The sequence below is a fragment of the Pararhodobacter sp. CCB-MM2 genome (assembly GCF_001691415.1).
GTDB lineage: Bacteria > Pseudomonadota > Alphaproteobacteria > Rhodobacterales > Rhodobacteraceae > Pararhodobacter.
In genome coordinates this window covers 21057-41573 of sequence record NZ_LRRR01000002.1, presented here as the reverse complement: position 1 = coordinate 41573, position 20517 = coordinate 21057, and the positions used below count along the sequence as shown (strand labels likewise).

Genomic DNA, 20517 nt, shown 5'->3' with positions numbered 1-20517 from the left:
CGGGATCACATCAGGTTGGGCAGGAAGGTGACGATCTGCGGGAAGCCGATCAGCAGGGCCATCACCAGCACCTCGGCCACGAGGAACAGCGACACGCCGCGGAAGATAGTGCCGAGCGGCACGCGGTCGCCGACCACCCCCTTCATCACGAAGACATTGAGGCCAAGGGGCGGCGTCAGCATTCCGATCTCGAGGTATTTGACGATGATGACGCCGATCCAGATCGGATCGATATCGGCGGCATGGAAGATCGGCAGCACCACCGGCAGGGTCAGCAGCAGGACACCAAGCGGGTCGAGGAAGCAGCCGAAGATCAGGTAGACGACCGAGGCCCCCAGCACGATCACCAGCGGGTCGGTGCCCATCTGGTCGATCAGACCGGCGATCTCGTAGGGCAATCCGGTCAGCGCGAGGAACCGTGTGAACAGCAGCGCGCCGGTGGCAATGAACAGGATCGAGGCGGTGGTCGACACAGTCTCATAGAGGCTGCGGCGGATCACCTCGGCGCTAAGGGCGCGGCGCAGGGCAGCAACGAGGAAGGCGAGCCCCGCGCCGAGCGCCCCTGCCTCGGTTGGTGAGACGAGGCCCGAATAGATGCCGCCGATCACGCCGAGGCTGAGCACCGGCAAGGGCCAGGTGCGCCACAGGATGCGGCGGGTTTCGGCGGGCGGCAGAGCTTCCGGGGCGAGGCGTGGCGCCATGCCGGGCCGCAGGCGCACGGAGAGGTTTATGACGAGGGCGTAGGCCGCCGCGGTCAGCAGGCCCGGGAGGATCCCCGCGATCAACATCTTGCCGGCCGAGACCTCGGCGAAGATCGCATAGACGATCATCATGATCGACGGCGGGATGATCGCGCCTAGGGTGCCGACCGCCGAGGCGACTCCGGTGGCCAGCGCCGGCGAATAGCCCGCGGCGAGCATCTCGGGAACGGCGATGCGGCCCAGGGTCGCGGTAGTCGCCATGCTGGACCCGCAGGCGGCGGCGAAGCCCGCGCCGGCGAAGTTGGTGGCGATGGCGATGCCGCCCTTGAGACGCCCGAACACCAGCCTGAGCGCACGGAACAGATCCGTCGTCAGACCGGAATTGCCCGCCAGCGCGCCCATCAGCAGGAACATCGGCACGGCAGTCAGCGTCCAATGGGCGGTGAATTCATAGGGCAGGTTCTGCAGGATCGAGGCGGCCGGACGCGGACCGCGCACGGCCCATGTGCCGCCGAAAGCCACCGCCGCCAAAGCGAAGCCGATCGGCACGCGCAGCGCCATCAGCGCCAGCAGGATGCCCACGGCCAGAAGCCCGATGGTGGTATTATCCATGCGACACCTCCGAGGCGCGCAGCGGGCGCCCGGCCAGTGCCAGAAAGGCCTGCAGGCAGAGGGTGATGAAGGTCGCGCCGTATCCGGCCACCAGAAGCCAGCGCGCGGGCCAGAGCGGAAAATCGATCACCGACAGATCGGTGTATTCGCCGGTGCGGGTCTTGTGCAGCGCCGAGATCAGCGAATGCCAGGTCAGCAGTCCGGTGATCCCAGCAGCCACGAGCAGCGCGAAGACGCTGACCACGCGCAGCACCCGGGGCGGCAGCGTCATGGTGAAGCTGTCGACGGTCAGATGGCCGCCCTCGACCTGCACGAAGGCCAACGGCAGGAAGCAGACGGCAATCATGTAGTAATTGGTCACCGTCTCGACCATGCCGACAGTCGGTCGGCCGAGCAGCGCGCGCGACAGCACGTCGGCGCCGATATGCAGCATCATCAGGATCACCGCGATGGCACCGGCCAGGAACAGCAGGCGCATCAGGTGCCGGGTGACGCGGGTCAGGCCCGTCATGGGAACATCCCTTGCCCTTGGTGCGGAAAGTCGCCGCGCCGCCCGGTCGGCGGCGCGGCCGAGGCTGCGTCACTCGGACGGGTAGTCGGCGTAGATCTCGGTCCAGAAGACCTCGGCGATGGCGGCTTCATCCTCGTCGGACGGCAGCAGCGCGTTCCAGCGGTCGATATAGGGCATGAAGCGGTCGACGATGGCTTGGGCGTCGGTCACGCCCCGCTCGGCTGCCCGTTCGGCCGCGCCGGTGCCATTCTCGGCGATCCAGCCCGCCAAGGCCGCCTGCACCGCGTCATCCACGGGCGCGACCGTGCTGCCATGGGCACGCGCCGCCTCCAGCGCGGCGGCATCCTCCTGCGCATAGGCGATCGCACCATGGGCCGAGGCCTCGGCAGTGGCATGCAGGATGGCCTGGCGCTCCTCGGGGGTGAACTCGGCCCATTTGTCGTGACTGAAGGTGAAGATCGAGCCGCCGAAGGACGCTCCAGAGGACAGCTCGACCACATGATCGGCGATGTCGATGAAGGAATAGGTCACATAGGTGCTGGCCGGGCCCGCATGGCAATCCACCTGCCCGCGCTGCAAGGCCTCATAGGATTCGGTGAGGCTGACGGTCACCGGTACGACCTCGCCCACCGCGCCGAACAGCCGCGAATAGGGCGGGATAGCCCGGATCCGCAAACCGTTGAAATCCTCGGGCGTGGTCACGGCGCGGGTGCAGAACAGGTAGTAATCCCCGAGGCTGTATCCGCCGAGGAATTGCTGGTTCCACTCGGCCAGCTCGGTCTGACATTCAGGGCAATCTTCGATGACGAATTCGTTGAATGCCCCGATGCGCGCGGCATTCGACTGGCCGAGGCCGATCAGCTCGGACAGCATGAACAGCACCGGCAGGTCCGAGGCATACGAGACCGTCACATAGAACGCGCCGTCCACCACCCCGTCGCGGATGCCGGACACGGCCGTGCGCATGTCGACGACACCGCCACCCGGGACATAATTGAACTGGACACTGCCATCTGTGGCGGCGGTGATGGCATCGATCCAGGGCTGGATGTAGCCGGTCGAGAAGGCCGAGGTGGCCGGGGCAAAACTGCCATAAAGCACATCCGTCTCGGCCCCCGCGATGCCCGGCAGGGCGAGCATGGGCAAAGCCAGAGACAGCCCGGCCGCGGCCGGTGACTGGAATTTCTTCAACATGATTTCCTCCCTCCGGCGCGAAGCCGTAGGTCAACTTACCAATGGTTCTACCTTTGTCAATATGGTAGAACCATTTAGGTATTGCAGGTCCTTGGTTCATGTCGAGGCGTGGGTACAGCCCGGCATCATGCGCCGATCAGGCCCCTACCTCCTTGACATATCTGTATTTTTCTCATCCTATGAAAGGCGGGTGCCGGAAGATTGCGTGGCGTGCAGCGGCGCCGTGCCGCGCGCGACTGCGCGACCGCCAACCAGTAACGCATATGCCAGAGTTCCCTAGATCGGTTGAGCGCGCCCATCTCCACGAGGTCCTGCAAGTCCCGAGTCGCAGTCGCCCGGGACGTTCTGCTTTTGCAAAGGTAATTCCTGGGGCTGATCCCTCCCCTGGATTCATAGCGGCCTTCGCGGAACAGGCGATCAATCACTTTGGCCGGCTCTGTTGCACAAATTCCATGAGGGATTCATCTCGTTGATCCAGTGCGGTAGCTGGGATGCCTGAGCAGACCGACACCCACGATCGACAGGTCCAGAAACTGGCCAGCCGACAATGAAGCGTCCAAGCGCCGGGGCTCGCTGACGATCTGGTTCGACCCCGAGATGAGCTGGCCCGAGATGAGCTGGGATGCCGCGCCGACAGGCAGGCGTGGCCGCCAGCAGACCGACAGCGATGTCGCCCTTCAGGCGTGCCTTTCGATGACGGTGCTATTTTGCATGGCGCTCAGGCAGTCGACCGGCGTCGTCGAGAGCCTGCTGCAGTTGGTTGGCTTTGACTGGACGGTGCCTGACGTCAGTACCCTGTCCCGCCGCCAAAAGACCCTGGCCGTGAACATCCCCTACCGCGGCTCCAAGGAGCCACTGCACTTGCCGATCTACAGCACTGGCATCAAGGTCGAGGGCGAAGGCGAGTGGCACGCCCGCAAGCTTGGCGGCCCGAAACGGCGCGTCTGGCGCAAGATCCATCTAGGGATTGATGAGGAAACGCTGGAGGTTCGGGCCATGGAGATCACAGCGAGCCACATGGGCCCCTCTCGGCAGCATGCTGAGCATGCGCCTGCTGGGCAATGGATGCGCCGGTGTGACCCGACCTGCTCAAACAGATCCCGGCGCACGAGCAGATCGGCAGCGTCACCGCCGACGGTGGCTAGGACACTCGCAAAGGCCACGATACCATCGCTGACCGCGGCGTCCACGCGTTCGGACACTCTCTCGAACCGAGGGCGTTCGTGTCTTCACTCCGCCCCGCAAGAACGCCAGACCGTGGAAGACAGTCACCGCCGGCGCGGTCGCACGAAACGAAGCACTGCGTGAAGCTTTTGGCGCAGCGCCTCATCGCAAGGGATTTCGACCGACAGGTCGCCGAGCTTCAGGTCCGTATCGCCATTCTGAACGGCGACACCGCACTTGGCATCCCGGTCACAGAGGCCGTGGGATAGGTCTGTCCGAGGAGAGGGAAACCCCGGCCATCAGTTCTTTTGTGCAACAGAGTCTGTTGCCCCGACCAGTTGAGCCCACCGTTTCTCACTCAGGGGTCCCGGCATCACACGACGGGAGCACGCAGCCGGACGGCATCTTCCCATCGCGGATCGACGCGGCCGTAGTGACGCAGGACATCCGGGTCGTGGCCGGGAACTATCTCGGCCCCTTCAACGATCATCTCACGCAGGACTCGGTAACCCTCGACGGTTGCGAGGTAATCTCCGAAGGCGGGGAAGATCCGGTCGTCATCAAGATAGCGGCTCAGGTGCAACGCGTCCGAGGCCAGGACCAAGGGTGCCGCCTCGCCGATCACCAGCATCTGCAGGCCCTTGGAATGGCCGCCGACCAGCTTGCCTGACAGGCCGGGATACAGGCGGAAATCGCCATCGTGGAACACAACACGATCCTTGTAGACCAGCTCCACCGCCGTCACGACGTCAGCGACGGAGAAAGGCTTCCGCATCCGTGCATGACACATGCAGCGGCCGGTCGCATAGGCCATCTCGGCATCCTGGAGATGCACGCGCGCGTTCGGGAAGCGCGAAAGATTGCCGGCGTGATCGTAGTGCAGATGGGTGATGAAGACATCGGTCACCGCCTCGGCTGCGATGCCGAGCCGCGCGAGGCCCTCGACGGGATCGAGGATCAGTGCCCGCCCGCGTCGACTGCCTTCGCCGGCCTCGAAGCCGGTATCGACCAGCACGATGCGGTCCCCTTGCCGGCAGACCCAGACGAAATAATCCAGCTGCCCGTCTGCCTCGTGTGGGTCGGCATCCAGCGCGAGATGCGCTGACGGCAGGGTCTTCGAAGCATAGCGCAGCGCAACAACGTCCCAGGCATCAGGTCTGATCATCGGTGTCCTCCATGGTCCCTCCGTTCCTGCACGGATCATCGTGCGACGTAAAGTCTGATAATCCTCTTTACAGATTGTTGGACAATCCTATAGTTGGATTCGCTGAGCTCATCGAGACTCAGCGGGAGGATTTCACGACGCAAGACCCTCGATGGCGCCGTTCCGCGCCTCGATCGCGCATGGCCATGGGCCGGGTGCGGCGGGTCAAACGCGGGGGGAGTTTGGGATGAACAGGCTGACGAAAGACGGACTGCAGGCGCTGACGGCGCGACTGCTGGCGATGTCAGGCGATGCCGAGCTGGCACGGCTCTCGCCGGGCCTCGAAGTCAGCCTGGCGGTCGACTGCGACGGCGCGCGCGTGGTGATCGGCCTCGCTTCGGGCGCGGTGACGCGGGTTGATGCCGACAGCGGCGATCTGACCCTCAACGTGACGCCCGAGGTCCTCGCCCGCGCGCTGCAAACCCCGCCACCGCCGCGCCATCAAGGCTTCACGGCCCTGCAGATCGCCAATCCGGAGGTCTCGTTCAGCGGCGATCCGATGCTGCTGGCACAGGCCCGGGCCGCGCTGGAGCGTCTGTTCGAGGGCGCTCTGGCCGCCCCGACCCTGCCCGCCACGCCACGTCCGCGCGATCTCACCGCGGTCTCGGGCCGCTACGTCCGGCTGGACACGCCGGAGGGCCCGCTTGAACTCTATGCCGACCGCGCGGGAAGCGGCGAGACGCCTCTGGTCTTCCTGCACACCGCCGGCGCGGATGCGCGCCAGTTTCAGGCGCAGATGAGCGACCTCGGCCTCGGCCAGCGGTTCGCGATGCACGCGCCGGACATGCCGTTCCATGGCCGCTCGCTGCCGCCGCTCGACTGGGACGGCGCGGCCTATGTGCTCGATGCCGACCGTTATGCGGGCTGGGTCATCGCCTATCTGGAGCAACAGGTCGGACGGCCGGCGCTGTTGGCCGGCTGCTCGATGGGAGCGGCGATCACGCTGGAGATCGCCGCGCGGCGGCCCGACCTTCTGCAGGGCGCGCTGGCGATCGAGCCGCCGTTCAAGGCGACGGGCCGGGTGAACCGCGGCCAGAACGATGTCGCCGTTCACGCGGGTCTGCACAATGGTGCCTTCGTGCGCGGGCTGATGGCCCCGACCTCGCCCGAGAGCTATCGCCGCCGCGCCAGCTGGATCTACGCGCAAGGCGGGCCCGGCGTCTATCAAGCCGATCTGCGCTTCTATTCGCTGGAATTCGACGGGGCTGTCACGGCGCCCCGGATCGACGCGCAGGCGCTGCCGGTGGTCCTTTTGTGCGGGGCCTATGATTATTCCGCCTCGCCCGAGGAAGGCGCGCGGCTCGAGGCGCTGATGCCCGGCGCGGTGCGGATCGTCATGCCGCAGCTGGGCCATTTTCCGATGACCGAACATCCCGATCTCTTCGCCGCCCCGCTGGACGAGGCGCTGGAGATCCTCGCCCGCCATCCGCGCGCCCGCTGAGGCGCGCCAGCCAAGCCCCAAGGAGGCCTCCATGACCCAAGAAACCCGCCGCCCGGATGGCGAGCCCGCCGGCGAGAAATTCGAGAACGGCCTGCGCACCCGTCGTGAGGTGCTGGGCGAGGCCTATGTCAACGCCTCGGTCAACAAGGCCAATGATTACAACTGGCCGATGCAGCAGCTGGTGACCGAATATTGCTGGGACGAGATCTGGAATCGTCCCGGCCTTGAGCGGCGCGAACGCTCGATCCTGAACATCGGCATGATCGCCGCGCTCGGCCGCAACCACGAGCTGCGGCTGCATGTGCGCGGCGCCATCAACAACGGTCTCACCAAGGAAGAGATCCGCGAGATGATGATGCAGGTGGCGATCTATTGCGGTGTGCCCGCCGCGCTCGACAGCTTCCGCACGGCGCAGGAAGTGTTCGACGAGATGGGGCTGTAACGCCTTCCCGTCCCGCGCGGTGACGGGCGGGACGGGTTCATATCGGTAACGGGAGGACCGGAGATGACCCAGAAGACCAAAACGACCCTGCTGATGACCCGCCGTCAGGCGCTGATCGCAGGCTCCGCCGCTGCGCTGGCCGCACCGCTCTATGCGCGGTCGAGCTTCGCGCAGTCGAACGTGATCAATGTCGGCGTGATCCAGCCGCTGTCGGGCGCCAATGCGCAGTTCGGCATCAACTCGCGCAACGGCATCCAGCTGGTGGCGGACGAGATCAACGCCAATGGCGGCATCGCGGCCTTGGGCGGCGCGCAGATCAATCTGGTGATCTCGGACGCGACCTCGAACCCGACGCAGGCGGCGACCGTCGCGCAGCGGATGATGAGCCAGGACAATGTCGTGGCGGTTCTGGGCGCCTTCGCCTCGTCGCTGACGCTGGCGATCTCCGAGGTGACCGAGCGCCGTCGCGTGCCGCTGCTGACGATGTCCTTCGCCGATCAGGTGACCGGCCGCGGGTTCCGCAACATCTTCCAGGTCGTGTCGAAAGCCTCGGCCCTCGGCGGCGCGACGGTCACGCATACGCGCGATCTGGCGCGGGCGAACGGCACCGAGATCTCGCGCATCGCCATCATGTACGAGGACACGGCCTATGGCACCGCGCAGGCCAACGGTCTGCGCAACTCGGCCGCGGCGAACGGCATCGAGGTGGTGATGGACGAGGCCTATCCGCTGGGCATCACCGATGTCTCGCCGTTGATCAACCAGCTGCGGCGGACCGAGGCGCAGGTGGTGTTCCCGGTATCCTATCTCAACGACTCGCTGCTGATCATCCGCAACATGCGCCAGCAGGGGATCACCACGCCCACCGTCGGCGGCGCTGCGGGCTATATCATCCCGGACTTCCGCAACGGCCTCGGCGATCTGTCCGAGAACGTGCTGTCGATCAGCCCTGCCGCCTATGATCAGGCGCCGGATTACACCGACCGTTTCCGCGACCGCTTCGGTTATTTCATGGTGCACGAGGCGCAGGAACACGCCGCCTGCATGGGCGTGCTCGCCTCGGCACTGGAGATCGCGGGCGAGGCCAATCCGCAGGCGATCCGCGAGGTTCTGGCCTCCACGACCTTCGATCAGGGCTGGGCGACCGTGATGTCGGGCGGGCGCATCGCCTTCGACGAGACCGGGCTCAACATCCATGCCGTGCCGATGATGGTGCAGTGGCGCGGCGACGAGCTGGTGACCGTCGCTCCTTCGGAATACGCCAAGGCCGAGGCCGTCTGGAACGCCTGATCCCTCAGGATCGCGCCAGCCGGGGGGCAGGTCCGACGCGGCCTGCCCCCTCCCTGATACCGCCCGCGCGGCCCTGCCGCCCGGCCCCATCGTGAGCCCTCCATGCAGTTGCTCTTCACCCTGTTACAAACCCTGCTCGACGGGATCATGCTGGGCGGCGTCTATGCCGTGCTGGCCGTGGGCCTCAGCCTCGTGTTCGGGGTCATGCATATCGTCAACTTCGCCCATGCCGAGTTCATGATGATCGGCATGTTCATCGGCTGGCTGTGCTGGCACTACCTCGGGCTCGACCCGATGCTGGGTGCCTTCGTGGCGCTGGTCGTGACCTTCTTCTTCGGCATGCTCGTGCAACGCTTCCTGATCCGCCCGATCCTCGGCGCGCCGCAGGTGGCGCAGATCTTCCTGACCGTGGGCCTGCTGTTCGCGCTGGAGAACGCCGCGCTGATGATCATGGGCGCCGAGTTCCGGTCGGTCACCACGCCCTACCAGACGCAATCGGTGATCCTGTTCGCCTCGGGGCCCGAGCGGCTCCTGGTCGGCATGGACAAGCTCTATGCCTTCCTGATGGCGCTGGCCTCGGGCGCGGCGGTCTGGCTGTTCCTCAACAAAACCCGCTTCGGCACGGCGATGCGCGCGACTTCGCAGGACCCGATGGCCGCCAAGCTGATGGGGGTGAACACGAACCTCATGTACGCCGTCGCCTTCGGCCTCGGCGTGGGCGTCACCGCCTTCGGCGGATCGGTCGTGCTGCCCTACATCACCGCGTCACCCGCAATCGGCACCAGCTTTGCCGTCTTGATGTTCACAGTCGTAGTACTCGGCGGCCTTGGCTCCGTCACCGGCGCGATCATCGGCGGCATCGCGGTCGGGCTGATCCAGTCGTTCTCGGCGCTGGTGCTGCCGATCCAGCTGCAGAACCTCGCGCTGTTCGCCGTCTTCATCCTCACCCTCGCGCTGCGCCCCGAGGGCCTTGTCGCCCGGAGGCGCTCATGACCCGCTCCCATCCCCTCGCGCGGCTGCTGCTGGTTGCCACCATCGCGGCGCTGGCCGTGGTACCCCTGTTCCTCGATCCCTTCGGCTATGCCCTGCGCATCCTCTGCCTGATGCTGCTGTTCGGCGCGCTCGGACAGGCCTGGAACATCGTCGGCGGCCTTGCGAACCAGATCTCGCTGGGGCACGCCGCCTATTTCGGCATCGGCGCCTACAGCTCGACGATCCTGTTCGGCAGCTTCGGCCTGACGCCGATCCTCGGCGCTGTCGTCGGAGCCGTGCTAGCCTCGATCTTCGCGCTGTTGCTGTCGATCCCGACCCTGCGCCTGAAGGGCCATTACTTCGCGCTCGCCACGCTGGCGGCGGGCGAGATGGCCCGGATCGTCGCCAACAGCTGGACCTCGGTCACCGGCGGGCCGGTCGGCATCTCGGTCCCCTTCCGTCCCGAGGCCGGCCCTTGGGCCCTGCAATTCGAGACGGCGCTGCCGAATTACTACCTGTTCTTCGCCGCCTTCCTGATCGTCACACTGATCTTCTGGCGGGTGAAGACCTCGGCCTTCGGCTATCGTCTGCGGGCGATCAAGGAGAACGAGATCGCCGCCGAAGTCGTGGGCGTCGACACTTACCGCGTGAAGCTGCAGGCCTCGGTCCTGTCGGCCGCGCTGACGGCGGTCCTGGGCACGCTCTATGCGCAGTTCCAGTTCTTCTTCGATCCCGACACGATCTTCGGCGTGGCGACGATCTCGGTGAAGATGGCGCTGATCGCAATCCTGGGCGGTGTCGGCACGATCTTCGGCCCCTGGGTCGGCGCGCTGGTCATCATCCCGCTCGAGGAGCTGGCCAATTCCTGGCTGGGCAATTCCCTCGCCGGCCTGTCGCAATTCACCTACGGCGTGCTGCTGATCGTGGTGATCCTTCTCAACCCGCGCGGCCTGATCTCGCTGGCCGAGACGCTGCGCGACCGCCTGAGCCGGAGGAACGGCCAATGAGCGCCCTTCTGGAAATCCGCCATGTCACGCGCCGTTTCGGCGGGCTCGTGGCCAATTCCGATGTCAGTTTCGACGTCGCCCCGGGCGAGATCGTCGGTCTGATCGGCCCCAACGGCGCGGGCAAGACCACGCTGTTCAACGCGCTGGTCGGGATCTATCCGCCCTCGGAGGGCGAAGTGATCTTCAACGGACAGCCGATCGCCGGCTGGAAGCCGCACCGCATCGCAAAGGCCGGTCTGACGAAGACCTTCCAGAACGTCGCCCTGTTCGCGGAATCGACGGTTCTGGACAATGTGGTCACCGGCGGGCTGGTGAACCGCTCGCTGCCCGAGGCCCGCGCGCTGGCGGCCCGGATCCTCGACCGGGTGGGCCTTCGCGCCATTGCCGACAAGCGGGCCGGCGACCTGTCCTTTCCCGAACGCGCCCGCGTCGAGGTCGCGCGCGCCCTGTGTACCGAGCCGAAGCTTCTGCTTCTCGACGAGGTCATGGCCGCGCTCACGCCGATCGAGATGGAGGAGATCATCACGCTGGTGCGGGGCTTGCGCGACGAGGGGATGACCTTCGTCGTCGTCGAACACCACATGAAGGCGGTGATGAAACTCTGCGAGCGGCTGGTGGTGCTGAATTTCGGCGAGAAGATCGCCGATGGCACGCCCGAGCAGATCACCCGAAACCAGAAGGTCCTCGACGCCTATCTCGGCGCGGGATTCTCGACCGACGCGGAGGCGCATTGATGGCGCAGGATAGTCTCTCCCCACCGCTGCTGCAGGTGGACGGCCTGACCGGCGGCTATGGCGCGCTGCCGGTGCTGCACGATCTGTCGCTGCAGGTGGGCACGCGCGAGTTCGTTGCGGTGATCGGTGCGAACACGGCCGGCAAAAGCACCCTGTTGCGGGCGATTTCAGGCCTCTTGCCCAAGGTCTCGGGGCGCATCCTGTTCGAGGGGCAGGATCTGACCGCGATGCCGGCGCATGAGATCGCAGGCCTCGGCATCGCTCATGTTCCCGAGGGGCGGCACGTCTTCCCCGACATGAGTGTCGAGGAGAACCTGCTGATGGGCGGCTATGCCCGCAAGGATCCGGCCGGCGCGAAACGGACGCTAGAGCATGTCTACACCCTGTTCCCGCGGCTGCGCGAGAGGCGACAACAGGCGGCCGGATCGATGTCCGGAGGCGAGCAGCAGATGGTCGCCGTCGGCCGCGGGCTGATGCTGGAGCCGAAGCTTCTGATCCTCGACGAGCCCAGCCTCGGCCTTGCGCCGCTGGTCGTCGAAGAGATGCATCAGCGGTTCCTCGACATCCACCGCGCCGGCGTGACAGTGCTGCTGGTCGAGCAGAATGTCTCGCTCGCCCTGCACAGCGCCGAGCGCGCCTATGTCATGTCCAGCGGCCGGATCGAGCTGGAGGGTGCGGCGCGCGCACTGCTTCACGACGACCGGATTCGCCGGGCCTATCTGGGGATCTGAACCCGGCGCACCCATCGCCGGATATAATTGTCCAACAATCCTATTGTTGCATTGACAGTCATCCGGTCGGGCGATACCCAAGGACGACGTGATGATGGAACAAGGGAGGAGGAACCCATGACCCGGACTATTGCCCTCGCACTCGGCACCACCCTGCTGACCGGCCTCGCGGCTCAGGCGCAGGACTATCCGACGCAGCCGATCCGCATGGTCGTGCCGTTCTCGGCCGGCGGGACCACCGATGTGCTGGCGCGGATCGTGGCCCCGGCAATGGCCGAGCATCTGGGTCAGAACGTGCTGGTGGAGAATGTCGGCGGCGCCGGCGGCCGGATCGGCACCGAGCAGGTCTCGCGGGCCGAGGCCGATGGCTACACCATCCTGTTCGGCAACATGGGACCGATGGCCGTGGCCATGGCGCTGTTCGACGACATGACCTACGACCCGCGAGAGGCGCTGGCCCCGGTCGGTATCGTCGCCGATGTGCCGATGGTGCTGTCGGTGTCGAATGCCAGCGGCGTCACGGATCTGGAGGCCTTCCTGGAACGGCTGCGCACCGAAGGTGAGGATGTGAACTTCGGCACCGCCGGCTTCGGGGCGACCTCGAACCTCGCGCCGACGCTCTTGCTCCACCAGACCGGGCTCGAGGGCACGCTGATCCCCTATCAGGGTGCAGGTCCGGCGATCGTGGACCTGATGGCGGGCATGGTCGATGCGGTGATCGACCAGACTCCGACGCTGGTTCCGGCGCATCTCAACAACCAGTCGGTTGCCGTCGCGGTCAGCGGTGACGCGCGCCTCGCGGCCCTGCCCGACGTGCCGACCTTCGCCGAGGGCGGCGTCGATTTCGACATGACGGTCTGGAACGCGATCGCCGCCCCGGTCGGCACCCCGGACGAGGTGATCGCCCGTCTCGCCGAGGCGCTGGAAGCCGCCCTCACCGACGAGCGTGTGCGCGCCCGTTTCGACGAACTCTCGGTGCCGCCGCTGGCCGAGGGCAAGCACGGCCACGAGGCTCTGGCGACCCAGATCGCCTTCGAAATCGACCGCTGGGGCGCGATCCTCGGCACCGAGTGATCCGCCTGTGATCTCAGGGACGGGCCGGCCGCTGCGCCGGGCCGCCCCTCGCCCGCCCTGCGGGTATCCCTTCGACCTCCCAGACCGACCGGACCCGACATGACCGCCGCTCCCCTGCCGCTCGATCCCGCCCTAACCTGCCCGTTCCCGGCTGTCGCCACCCGCATTCCGGTGCTGGACCCGGCGACCGCGCAGCCGATGGGCGACGTGCCGGATCTGTCGGTGGCCGAGGCGATGGCCGCGCTCGACCGGGCCGAGGCCGCCGCCGCCGGCTGGGCCGCGACCGCGCCGCGCCAACGATCCGAGATCCTGCGCCGCGCCTTCGAGCTGATGATCGCCCGGCGCGAGAGGCTGGCGCTGCTCATGGTGCGCGAGAACGGCAAGGCGATGCGCGATGCGCTGGCCGAGGTCGATTACGCCGCCGAATTCTTCCGATGGTTTGCCGAGGAGGCCGTTCGCGCCCCGGGTGACTACGGCACCTCGCCGGCCGGCACCGGCAACATTCTGGTCAAATACCATCCGGTCGGCATCGCGCTTCTGATCACGCCCTGGAACTTCCCGGCCGCGATGGCCACGCGGAAGATCGGCCCGGCACTGGCGGCGGGATGCACCTGCCTGTTGAAGCCCGCGACCGAGACGCCCCTGACCGCCTATGCGATCGCCGGGATCCTGAGCGAGGCCGGCCTTCCCGAGGGCGTCGTCTCCGTCGTGTCGACCCGGCAGACCGGCGCCGTCGTCGATGCGCTTCTGGACGATCCACGGGTGCGCAAGCTGTCCTTCACCGGCTCGACCCCGGTGGGCCGGATGCTGCTGGAAAAGGCCTCGCGGCAGGTGATCAACTGCTCGATGGAGCTGGGCGGAGACGCGCCGCTGATCGTCTTCGACAGCGCCGATCTGCAGACGGCGCTCGATGGCGCGATGATCGCCAAAATGCGCAACGGCGGGCAGGCCTGCACGGCGGCGAACCGGCTGTTCGTGCAGAGCGCCATCGCGCCGGCCTTCATCGAGGCCTTCACCGCGCGCATGGCCGGGCTGACCCTCGGGCCCGGTGATCAGCCGGGCGTCGATTGCGGACCCGTCGTCAGCGCCAAGGCGCTGACCGGCCTGCAGCGGCTGATCGACGACGCGGTCGAGCGGGGCGCCACGGTACTCGCCGGCGGCGCGCGGGGCGCAGGCGAGGGCTACTTCCTCGCGCCGACGGTGCTGACTGACATCCCCGCAGACGCCGAGATCGCCACGGCCGAGATCTTCGGCCCGATCGCCGCTTTGCAGATCTTCGATACCGAGGACGAGGTGATCGCACGGGCGAATGCCACCGAGTATGGCCTCGCTGGCTATGTGTTCTCGGGCGATCTGGCGCAGGCGATGCGGGTCGCGGATCGGCTCGAATGCGGGATGATCGGCATCAACAAGGGAGCGATCTCGGACCCCGCGGCCCCGTTCGGCGGCGTCAAGCAGAGCGGCCTCGGACGCGAAGGCGGGCGGCACGGCATGCAGGAATTCATGGAGCCCCGCTATGTCGCCGTCAGCTGGTGAGCGCGGCACTCTGCCTGTGGCAAGCACAGGCCCGAACTGTCATATTGTCACCTTGTTCGACAAAGCGAGGTTGGAACGATGACGATCAAGGCAACTTCCGGCATTCAGGCGCTCAGCCGCGATGACCTGACCCTCAGCGGCCGGTTGGTGACGGCGGTGCGCGACGCGATCCTGCGCGGCGATCTGGCCCCGGGCGAGCATCTGAAGGAAAAAGAACTGTGCGACATGTTTCAGGTCAGCCGGGGCCTGTTGCGCGAAGCGGTGCAGAAACTGGCGGGCGAAGGTCTGCTGGTCTCGGTGCCGCACAAGGGCCTGCAGGTCTGGGCGCCCGACCGTCGCGCAGCGCAGGAGCTCTACAGCGTGCGCGGCGTGCTCGAAGGTCTGATCGCCGCCGAATTCGCGCGCAACGCCAATGAATCCTCGCGCAGCGACCTGTTCGCCATCTTCGAGACGATCCGCGCCCTGCCGCTGGAAAGCACGGCACAGGAACTGGTCGAGGCCAAGAACCGCTTCTACCGCTGCCTCCTCGATGGCTGCGGCAACCGGGTCGCGGCGCAGACCTTCACGCAGCTCAACAACCGGATCGTCATGCTGCGCCGGCTCACGCTGTCGCAGCCCGGCCGTCTGCCCCAGATGATCGCCGAGATCGACGCGATCATCACCGCGATCCGCGATCGCGACCCCGAAACCGCGCGGCGCATGACGGAAGAACATGTCCGTCTCGCCGCCGCCGTCGTCGACCTGCGGTTCGACGAACTGGAAACACCCGCCTAGCACTTCAGGAGAGCAACATGAGTGACAGCAAGCAGGAAACCTTCGATCTGGGCATGACGATCCGTCGCGCCACGCTGGGCGATGCCTATGTCGATCGCGCCGTCGCCGGCATCGACGATTTCACCGATGACCTGCAGACGCTTGTCACCACCTATTGCTGGGGCGAGGTCTGGGGCCGTCCCGGGCTCGACCGCAAGACCCGCTCGACCATCAACCTCGCGATGATCAGCGCCCTGAACCGTCAGCACGAGCTGGCCGCCCATGTCCGCGGCGCGATCAACAACGGGCTGACCAAGCAGGAGATCAAGGAGATCCTGCTGCAGGTCGGCATCTATTGCGGCGTGCCGGCGATGGTCGACAGCTTCCGCACCGCCAAGACCGTGCTGGGAGAGATCGATGCCGAGTGATCCGAGCGCCTCGGGCGCAACGCCGCGGGTGGGTCTCGTCGGCCTCGGCATGATGGGCAAGCCGTTCGCGGCCCTGCTGGCCAAGGCCGGCTACCCGCTGTTCCTCTATGACATCGACGCCTCGACGCGCGACGCCGTCGCATCCGAGGTCGGGGCCACGGCGCAGCCGACGCTGGCCGAGCTGGGCCAGTCCTGCGACATCGTCATCACCATGCTGCCGAATTCGGCCATCGTGCGCAGCGCGGTGCTGGGCGACGGCAACACGCCGGGACTGGCCAAGAGCATGGCGCGGGGCGGGCTGATCGTCGACATGTCCTCGTCCTTCCCCACCGACACCGTCGCCCTCGGCGCCGAGCTGGAGGCGCGCGGCCTTGTCCTGATGGATGCGCCCGTGTCCGGCGGCGTCGCCAAGGCCATCACCGGCACGCTGGCGATCATGCTGGGCGGCAACGACAGCGCGGCGCTCGACCGGGCCGAGCCTGTCCTCGCCACCATGGGCCGCATCTTCCGCACTGGCGGGCTGGGGTCTGGGCACGCGATCAAGGCGCTGAACAACTACGTCTCGGCAGCGGGTCTCGCGGCCGCCTGCGAAGCGGTGATCGTCGGCCAGAAATTCGGCCTCGATCTGGAGCTGATGGTCGATGTGATCAACGCTTCGACCGGGCGCAACAATTCGACCGAGAACAAGCTGAAGCCCTATATCCTGACCGGCGACTACCAGCGGGCGGGCTTTGCGCTGCCGCTGATGGCCAAGGACGTGGGTATGGCCGCCGATCTGGCGCAGACGTTGGAGCTGGACCTTCCCGGGTTGAAAGCCGCCAAGGCGCTCTGGGCCTCGGCGCGCGAGGATCTAGGTCAGGGCGCCGATCACACGGCGATCCACGCCTATCTCGACAAACTGGCGGCCCGCGCCTGACGCGCCCGCCCCGGCGCCGCTTCCTGGGATGCGGCGCCTCTCCCCTTCTTGAGACGCGCCCGTGCGGCGTGATCGATCCGGGCCGCGCAGGCCCTGCCCCGCCAGCGGAACGGAGGACAGATGCTGACACGCGATTACAGGGATATCGTCGGAGGAGGCGTGCTGTTGTGCTTCGGCCTCTGGGTGGCGTGGTATGCGGCGTCGCATTACGACCTCGGGACGCTGCGGCGCATGGGGCCGGGAATGTTCCCGATGCTTCTGGCCATCGTCCTTGCGGGCCTTGGGCTGCTCATGGCCGTGCCCGCCTTCTTCCGCGAGGGACCCAAGGTGCAGCTGAGGCTGTTCGTCCCGGCCGTGATCCTGCTGTCGGTCCTGTCCTTTGCCTTGCTCATCGGCCCGTTCGGCCTGATCCCGGCGATCGTCGCGGTGACCTGCCTCTCGGCCCTCGGCGAGGAGAAATTCCGCCCGCTGGCGATCGTGCTTCTGTGCCTCGTGCTGAGCGTCATCGCCTGGCTGATCTTCAGCGTCGGTCTGGGTCTGACGCTGCCGATGTTCCGCTGGCCGTTCTGAGGAGATCGCGATGGATATGCTTGCCAATATCTCGCTGGGCATCGGCGTCGCCCTGTCCGGCACCAACCTGTTCTACTGCTTCCTCGGCGTCGTCGTCGGCACGGTGATCGGCGTGATCCCCGGCGTGGGGGCGATCTCGGCGATCTCGCTCCTGCTGCCCGTCACCTTCTATCTCGATCCGACCACGGCGCTGATCATGCTGGGCGGGATCTGGTACGGCGCGACCTATGGGGGGTCGACCGCGGCGATCTTGCTCAACATCCCCGGCACGCCGGCGAATGCGGTGACCTGCATGGACGGCTATCCGCTGGCCCGGCAGGGACGTGGCGGGGTCGCCCTGTTGATGGCGGCGCTGGCCTCGTTCACCGGCGGGACGATCGGCATCATCATCCTGATGTTCTTCTCGCCGCTGCTGGCCAGCTACGCGCTGAGCTTCGGCGCCGCCGAGTATTTCGCGCTGATGTTCATGGGCCTCGTCGCCGCCTCGACGATCACCGACGGCTCGGCGGTGAAGGGCCTCGCCATGGTGACGCTGGGGATCCTGTTCGGCTGCGTCGGGGCTGATATCTACACCGGCGTGCCGCGCTTCAACTTCGGCACGCTCGAGCTGCAGGACACGATCTCGCTGGTGGCGCTGGCGATGGGCGTGTTCGGCGTCTCCGAGGTCATTGCCACGGTGCGCAACGTGCATGTCTCGCCGATCGACCGCTCCAGCGTATCCTTCCGCGCGATGAGGCCCACGGGCGAGGAATTGCGCCGGGCCGGAACTTCCGCGTTGCGGGGCTCGGGCATCGGGTCGTTCTTCGGCGCGCTGCCGGGGGCGGGTCCGTCGATCGCCGCCTTCATCGCCTATGCCTTTGAAAAGAAGGTCTCTCCACGGTCGAAACTGTTTGGCAAAGGCGCCGTCGAAGGCATCGCCGCCCCGGAATCCGCCAATAACGCGGCCGATCAGACGGCGTTCATCCCGACCCTGTCGCTGGGCATCCCCGGCAGCCCGACAATGGCACTGATGCTGGGCGCGCTGATGATCCATGGCATCGCGCCGGGGCCCGGTCTGGTGGTCGAGCAGCCCTCGCTGTTCTGGGGCCTGATCATGTCCTTCTGGATCGGCAACCTGATGCTGGTGATCCTGAACGTGCCGATGATCGGGCTCTGGGTGCGGCTTCTGACCATCCCCTACCATCTGCTCTACCCTGCCGTTCTGGTGTTCATCTGCATTGGCACCTATTCGGTCCATCAATCCGCCTTCGAAGTCGGGCTCGTCGCCTTCTTCGGCGCCCTGGGCTATCTGATGCGGGTCTTCGACTGGCCGGCCGCGCCGCTGCTGCTCGGCTTCGTCCTCGGCCCGATGATGGAGGAGCATTTCCGCCGCGCCATGCTGTTCTCGCGCGGGGATGTCCTGACCTTCTTCGAGCGTCCGATCAGTGCGACGGTCATGGCAATCGCGATCCTGATGTTGGTCTGGGGGGTGATTTCGACCATCCGTCAGAAGCGCCGCGCGCGCCTTGAAGAATGACAATTGCTAGTCGACGGAAGAAGAGAGATCCCGTGGCAGGTCAGATGGAATTCAGATCCATCTCAGCAGTGTTCGGCTAAGTCAACGCGCGGGGCCGCGCTCACTCGAGATGATCAGTGTGGTTAGTCAATCCAGCGGGGCCCCATGCGCATAGAGCTACAAGCCACTGGGTTGACTATCATCTCAACTGTCCGAATTCCGATTTGCATCGGATCCCGTATCCGACGGAATTTGCGCTTGGCGCGCCTTTTGCCCCGCCAAACCAGACCTCAGGATTGAAAATGGGCTGTCGAGGACAATCAGCACTCTAGTTGCTGATCGCTTCCACAGCTGCAAAGATCGCATTCACCACTTCCCGCGGCGGCGACAGCTGCGGCACGTTCCTCTGCAGTTCCGACGTGCGTAGCGCAACGGCGTGCTCGATCTGGATCGGCGCAGTTCTGATTGTGGATTCGTCAGAACCACATTCCCCTGAGGAGCCCGAAGGCTCGCAGGCCATTGGGTCCATGCGGGGACTCCGTCATCTCTGGCAGCGACCGCCGCCACGGCATCCGACCGGAAGTTGGCGTCATTGACCCCCAACCCTCGCCCGACGCGCAGCATCCGACGATCGGGGCGATCTTCCCGTCCAGTCTGAACATACTCAAGTCTTTGACATCCCTCCCGACAGGCCCAAGGCCTGCGCGCCATGGTTGCATCCGCAACCCGGAGAGGGAAGCCCGTTCTCATGTCCTATGCCCGGCGCAGGCTTTCGGTCAGGACCTCGACAAAGCGTTGGGCGGCGGGGGTCAGTGTGCGGTGCCGCTTGCGCACCAGGGAGATCGGCCGCTGTACCGTCGGAGAACAGAGGGGCAGCACCACCAGCATCTCATTGAAGAACAGCCGCGCAAGACGTTCGGGCAGCACGCAGATCCCCATCCCGGTCGAGGCCATCCACGTCGCCGAGCTGAGGAAGCCCACCTCGGCCGCGACCTTCGGATGCCGGCCGGTCGCCGCATGCAGCGTGCTGTCGACGATGTCGCGTACCCCGTAGTCGCGGCGCGACAGGATCAGCGGCTCGTCGGCCAGCGCCTGCCACGGGACTTCGGTCAGCGCGGCCAGCGGGTGCAGGGCCGGCAAAACGGCGCAAAGACGGTCTTCGGTCAGGGGCTCGCTCTCGAAGGCCGCGTCGCCCGGCGGGGCCACGCCGATGCCGAATTCCGCCCGTTCCTCAAGGATGTTGGTCAGGAACTGATCCGGCGCGCAATCGTCGATCACCAGCTCGATCGCCGGCCAGAGGGCGCGGAAGCGGCGCACGGCATCGGGCAGCACCGCCATCCCGGTCGCGGGCGTCGCCGTCAGGCGGACGGTGCCCCGGTTCAGATCCCGCATATCGCGGATCGACAGGTCCAGCATGCGCAGATCATCGAGGATCCGCTCGACCGGGCCGATGGCGTTCTTGCAAGCCGTCGTGGGCACCAACCGGCGCGTGGTGCGGTCGAACAGGGGCACCTGCAGAACGGTCTCGATCTGCTTGATCAACACGCTGACCGCTGATTGCGTGATGTTCAGATCCCGCGCGGCGGCGGACAATTGCCCGGCCCGATAGACCGCCGCCAGCGCCCGCAGCTGCTTCAGGGTCAATTGCTCCAGCGACATGGGCAGGCTCCACTTTCAATGACTTTATGAATTATTGAAAATAATTCGTTTTATCAATGCCGATCCCGCCGCTAACCTGAAAG

The 20517-nt window shown here is 66.3% G+C and carries 19 protein-coding genes and 1 pseudogene; 15 read left to right on the top strand and 5 right to left on the bottom strand.

What is annotated here, in order from left to right:
- Positions 1 to 5: 5 nt before the first annotated feature.
- From BCY78_RS03130 to BCY78_RS03120, 3 genes are all read right to left on the bottom strand, one after another.
- Positions 6 to 1313, bottom strand: a complete 1308-nt coding sequence (locus tag BCY78_RS03130; RefSeq protein ID WP_068297760.1) for a TRAP transporter large permease — start codon at positions 1311 to 1313, stop codon at positions 6 to 8.
- Positions 1306 to 1824: a TRAP transporter small permease gene (locus BCY78_RS03125; RefSeq protein WP_068297757.1), complete on the bottom strand. Its 519-nt coding sequence runs from the start codon at positions 1822 to 1824 to the stop codon at positions 1306 to 1308. The genes BCY78_RS03130 and BCY78_RS03125 overlap by 8 nt, the downstream gene beginning before the upstream one ends.
- A 69-nt stretch (positions 1825 to 1893) precedes the next feature.
- Positions 1894 to 3018, bottom strand: coding sequence for a C4-dicarboxylate TRAP transporter substrate-binding protein (locus BCY78_RS03120; RefSeq protein WP_068297755.1), 1125 nt, complete (start codon positions 3016 to 3018; stop codon positions 1894 to 1896).
- 495 nt (positions 3019 to 3513) lie between these two features.
- Here BCY78_RS03120 and BCY78_RS03115 point away from each other — a divergent pair.
- A pseudogene (locus BCY78_RS03115) lies at positions 3514 to 4451 on the top strand (IS5 family transposase).
- A 104-nt stretch (positions 4452 to 4555) separates the two neighbouring features.
- Here the strand turns inward: BCY78_RS03115 and BCY78_RS03110 are convergent.
- Positions 4556 to 5347, bottom strand: coding sequence for an N-acyl homoserine lactonase family protein (locus tag BCY78_RS03110; RefSeq protein WP_068297752.1), 792 nt, complete (start codon positions 5345 to 5347; stop codon positions 4556 to 4558).
- A 226-nt stretch (positions 5348 to 5573) separates the two neighbouring features.
- Between BCY78_RS03110 and BCY78_RS03105 the strand changes: the two genes are divergently transcribed.
- The 14 genes from BCY78_RS03105 (at position 5574) to BCY78_RS03040 (ending at position 18796) form a co-directional block, all read left to right on the top strand.
- On the top strand, positions 5574 to 6827 hold the full coding sequence (locus BCY78_RS03105; protein ID WP_199523100.1) for an alpha/beta fold hydrolase: 1254 nt from the start codon (positions 5574 to 5576) through the stop codon (positions 6825 to 6827).
- Positions 6828 to 6858: 31 nt separating this feature from the next.
- Positions 6859 to 7269, top strand: a complete 411-nt coding sequence (locus BCY78_RS03100) for a carboxymuconolactone decarboxylase family protein (protein WP_068297750.1) — start codon at positions 6859 to 6861, stop codon at positions 7267 to 7269.
- 63 nt (positions 7270 to 7332) lie between these two features.
- On the top strand, positions 7333 to 8559 hold the full coding sequence (locus BCY78_RS03095; RefSeq protein WP_199523099.1) for an ABC transporter substrate-binding protein: 1227 nt from the start codon (positions 7333 to 7335) through the stop codon (positions 8557 to 8559).
- A 102-nt stretch (positions 8560 to 8661) separates the two neighbouring features.
- Positions 8662 to 9552, top strand: a complete 891-nt coding sequence (locus BCY78_RS03090) for a branched-chain amino acid ABC transporter permease (protein ID WP_068297748.1) — start codon at positions 8662 to 8664, stop codon at positions 9550 to 9552.
- Entirely contained in the window at positions 9549 to 10538 is a 990-nt protein-coding gene (locus tag BCY78_RS03085; RefSeq protein WP_068297747.1) for a branched-chain amino acid ABC transporter permease, read from the top strand. Before BCY78_RS03090 ends, BCY78_RS03085 begins: the two co-directional genes overlap by 4 nt.
- On the top strand, positions 10535 to 11272 hold the full coding sequence (locus BCY78_RS03080; RefSeq protein ID WP_068297746.1) for an ABC transporter ATP-binding protein: 738 nt from the start codon (positions 10535 to 10537) through the stop codon (positions 11270 to 11272). Before BCY78_RS03085 ends, BCY78_RS03080 begins: the two co-directional genes overlap by 4 nt.
- On the top strand, positions 11272 to 12003 hold the full coding sequence (locus BCY78_RS03075; protein ID WP_369808690.1) for an ABC transporter ATP-binding protein: 732 nt from the start codon (positions 11272 to 11274) through the stop codon (positions 12001 to 12003). Before BCY78_RS03080 ends, BCY78_RS03075 begins: the two co-directional genes overlap by 1 nt.
- Positions 12004 to 12120: 117 nt before the next feature.
- On the top strand, positions 12121 to 13077 hold the full coding sequence (locus BCY78_RS03070) for a tripartite tricarboxylate transporter substrate binding protein (RefSeq protein WP_068297745.1): 957 nt from the start codon (positions 12121 to 12123) through the stop codon (positions 13075 to 13077).
- 99 nt (positions 13078 to 13176) lie between these two features.
- Complete coding sequence (locus BCY78_RS03065) at positions 13177 to 14613, top strand: NAD-dependent succinate-semialdehyde dehydrogenase (RefSeq protein ID WP_068297742.1); 1437 nt, start codon at positions 13177 to 13179, stop codon at positions 14611 to 14613.
- Between the two features lie 78 nt (positions 14614 to 14691).
- Positions 14692 to 15387, top strand: a complete 696-nt coding sequence (locus BCY78_RS03060; RefSeq protein WP_068297741.1) for a GntR family transcriptional regulator — start codon at positions 14692 to 14694, stop codon at positions 15385 to 15387.
- Between the two features lie 17 nt (positions 15388 to 15404).
- On the top strand, positions 15405 to 15794 hold the full coding sequence (locus BCY78_RS03055; RefSeq protein ID WP_068297740.1) for a carboxymuconolactone decarboxylase family protein: 390 nt from the start codon (positions 15405 to 15407) through the stop codon (positions 15792 to 15794).
- On the top strand, positions 15784 to 16710 hold the full coding sequence (locus tag BCY78_RS03050; RefSeq protein WP_068297739.1) for an NAD(P)-dependent oxidoreductase: 927 nt from the start codon (positions 15784 to 15786) through the stop codon (positions 16708 to 16710). Before BCY78_RS03055 ends, BCY78_RS03050 begins: the two co-directional genes overlap by 11 nt.
- Positions 16711 to 16830: 120 nt before the next feature.
- On the top strand, positions 16831 to 17280 hold the full coding sequence (locus BCY78_RS03045) for a tripartite tricarboxylate transporter TctB family protein (RefSeq protein WP_068297738.1): 450 nt from the start codon (positions 16831 to 16833) through the stop codon (positions 17278 to 17280).
- A gap of 10 nt (positions 17281 to 17290) precedes the next feature.
- The gene (locus tag BCY78_RS03040) at positions 17291 to 18796 is read left to right on the top strand and encodes a tripartite tricarboxylate transporter permease (RefSeq protein WP_068297737.1); all 1506 of its coding nucleotides are present in this window, start codon (positions 17291 to 17293) and stop codon (positions 18794 to 18796) included.
- A 732-nt stretch (positions 18797 to 19528) separates the two neighbouring features.
- Here the strand turns inward: BCY78_RS03040 and BCY78_RS03030 are convergent.
- Positions 19529 to 20434: a LysR family transcriptional regulator gene (locus BCY78_RS03030; protein WP_068297729.1), complete on the bottom strand. Its 906-nt coding sequence runs from the start codon at positions 20432 to 20434 to the stop codon at positions 19529 to 19531.
- Positions 20435 to 20517 lie beyond the last annotated feature (83 nt).

Excerpts from the sequence above, each read along its gene's own strand:
- BCY78_RS03130 (WP_068297760.1), bottom strand. The coding sequence starts at position 1,313 with ATGGATAATACCACCATCGGGCTTCTGGCCGTGGGCATCCTGCTGGCG.
- BCY78_RS03125 (WP_068297757.1), bottom strand. The coding sequence starts at position 1,824 with ATGACGGGCCTGACCCGCGTCACCCGGCACCTGATGCGCCTGCTGTTC.
- BCY78_RS03120 (WP_068297755.1), bottom strand. The coding sequence starts at position 3,018 with ATGTTGAAGAAATTCCAGTCACCGGCCGCGGCCGGGCTGTCTCTGGCT.
- BCY78_RS03110 (WP_068297752.1), bottom strand. The coding sequence starts at position 5,347 with ATGATCAGACCTGATGCCTGGGACGTTGTTGCGCTGCGCTATGCTTCG.
- BCY78_RS03105 (WP_199523100.1), top strand. The coding sequence starts at position 5,574 with ATGAACAGGCTGACGAAAGACGGACTGCAGGCGCTGACGGCGCGACTG.
- BCY78_RS03100 (WP_068297750.1), top strand. The coding sequence starts at position 6,859 with ATGACCCAAGAAACCCGCCGCCCGGATGGCGAGCCCGCCGGCGAGAAA.
- BCY78_RS03095 (WP_199523099.1), top strand. The coding sequence starts at position 7,333 with ATGACCCAGAAGACCAAAACGACCCTGCTGATGACCCGCCGTCAGGCG.
- BCY78_RS03090 (WP_068297748.1), top strand. The coding sequence starts at position 8,662 with ATGCAGTTGCTCTTCACCCTGTTACAAACCCTGCTCGACGGGATCATG.
- BCY78_RS03085 (WP_068297747.1), top strand. The coding sequence starts at position 9,549 with ATGACCCGCTCCCATCCCCTCGCGCGGCTGCTGCTGGTTGCCACCATC.
- BCY78_RS03080 (WP_068297746.1), top strand. The coding sequence starts at position 10,535 with ATGAGCGCCCTTCTGGAAATCCGCCATGTCACGCGCCGTTTCGGCGGG.
- BCY78_RS03075 (WP_369808690.1), top strand. The coding sequence starts at position 11,272 with ATGGCGCAGGATAGTCTCTCCCCACCGCTGCTGCAGGTGGACGGCCTG.
- BCY78_RS03070 (WP_068297745.1), top strand. The coding sequence starts at position 12,121 with ATGACCCGGACTATTGCCCTCGCACTCGGCACCACCCTGCTGACCGGC.
- BCY78_RS03065 (WP_068297742.1), top strand. The coding sequence starts at position 13,177 with ATGACCGCCGCTCCCCTGCCGCTCGATCCCGCCCTAACCTGCCCGTTC.
- BCY78_RS03060 (WP_068297741.1), top strand. The coding sequence starts at position 14,692 with ATGACGATCAAGGCAACTTCCGGCATTCAGGCGCTCAGCCGCGATGAC.
- BCY78_RS03055 (WP_068297740.1), top strand. The coding sequence starts at position 15,405 with ATGAGTGACAGCAAGCAGGAAACCTTCGATCTGGGCATGACGATCCGT.
- BCY78_RS03050 (WP_068297739.1), top strand. The coding sequence starts at position 15,784 with ATGCCGAGTGATCCGAGCGCCTCGGGCGCAACGCCGCGGGTGGGTCTC.
- BCY78_RS03045 (WP_068297738.1), top strand. The coding sequence starts at position 16,831 with ATGCTGACACGCGATTACAGGGATATCGTCGGAGGAGGCGTGCTGTTG.
- BCY78_RS03040 (WP_068297737.1), top strand. The coding sequence starts at position 17,291 with ATGGATATGCTTGCCAATATCTCGCTGGGCATCGGCGTCGCCCTGTCC.
- BCY78_RS03030 (WP_068297729.1), bottom strand. The coding sequence starts at position 20,434 with ATGTCGCTGGAGCAATTGACCCTGAAGCAGCTGCGGGCGCTGGCGGCG.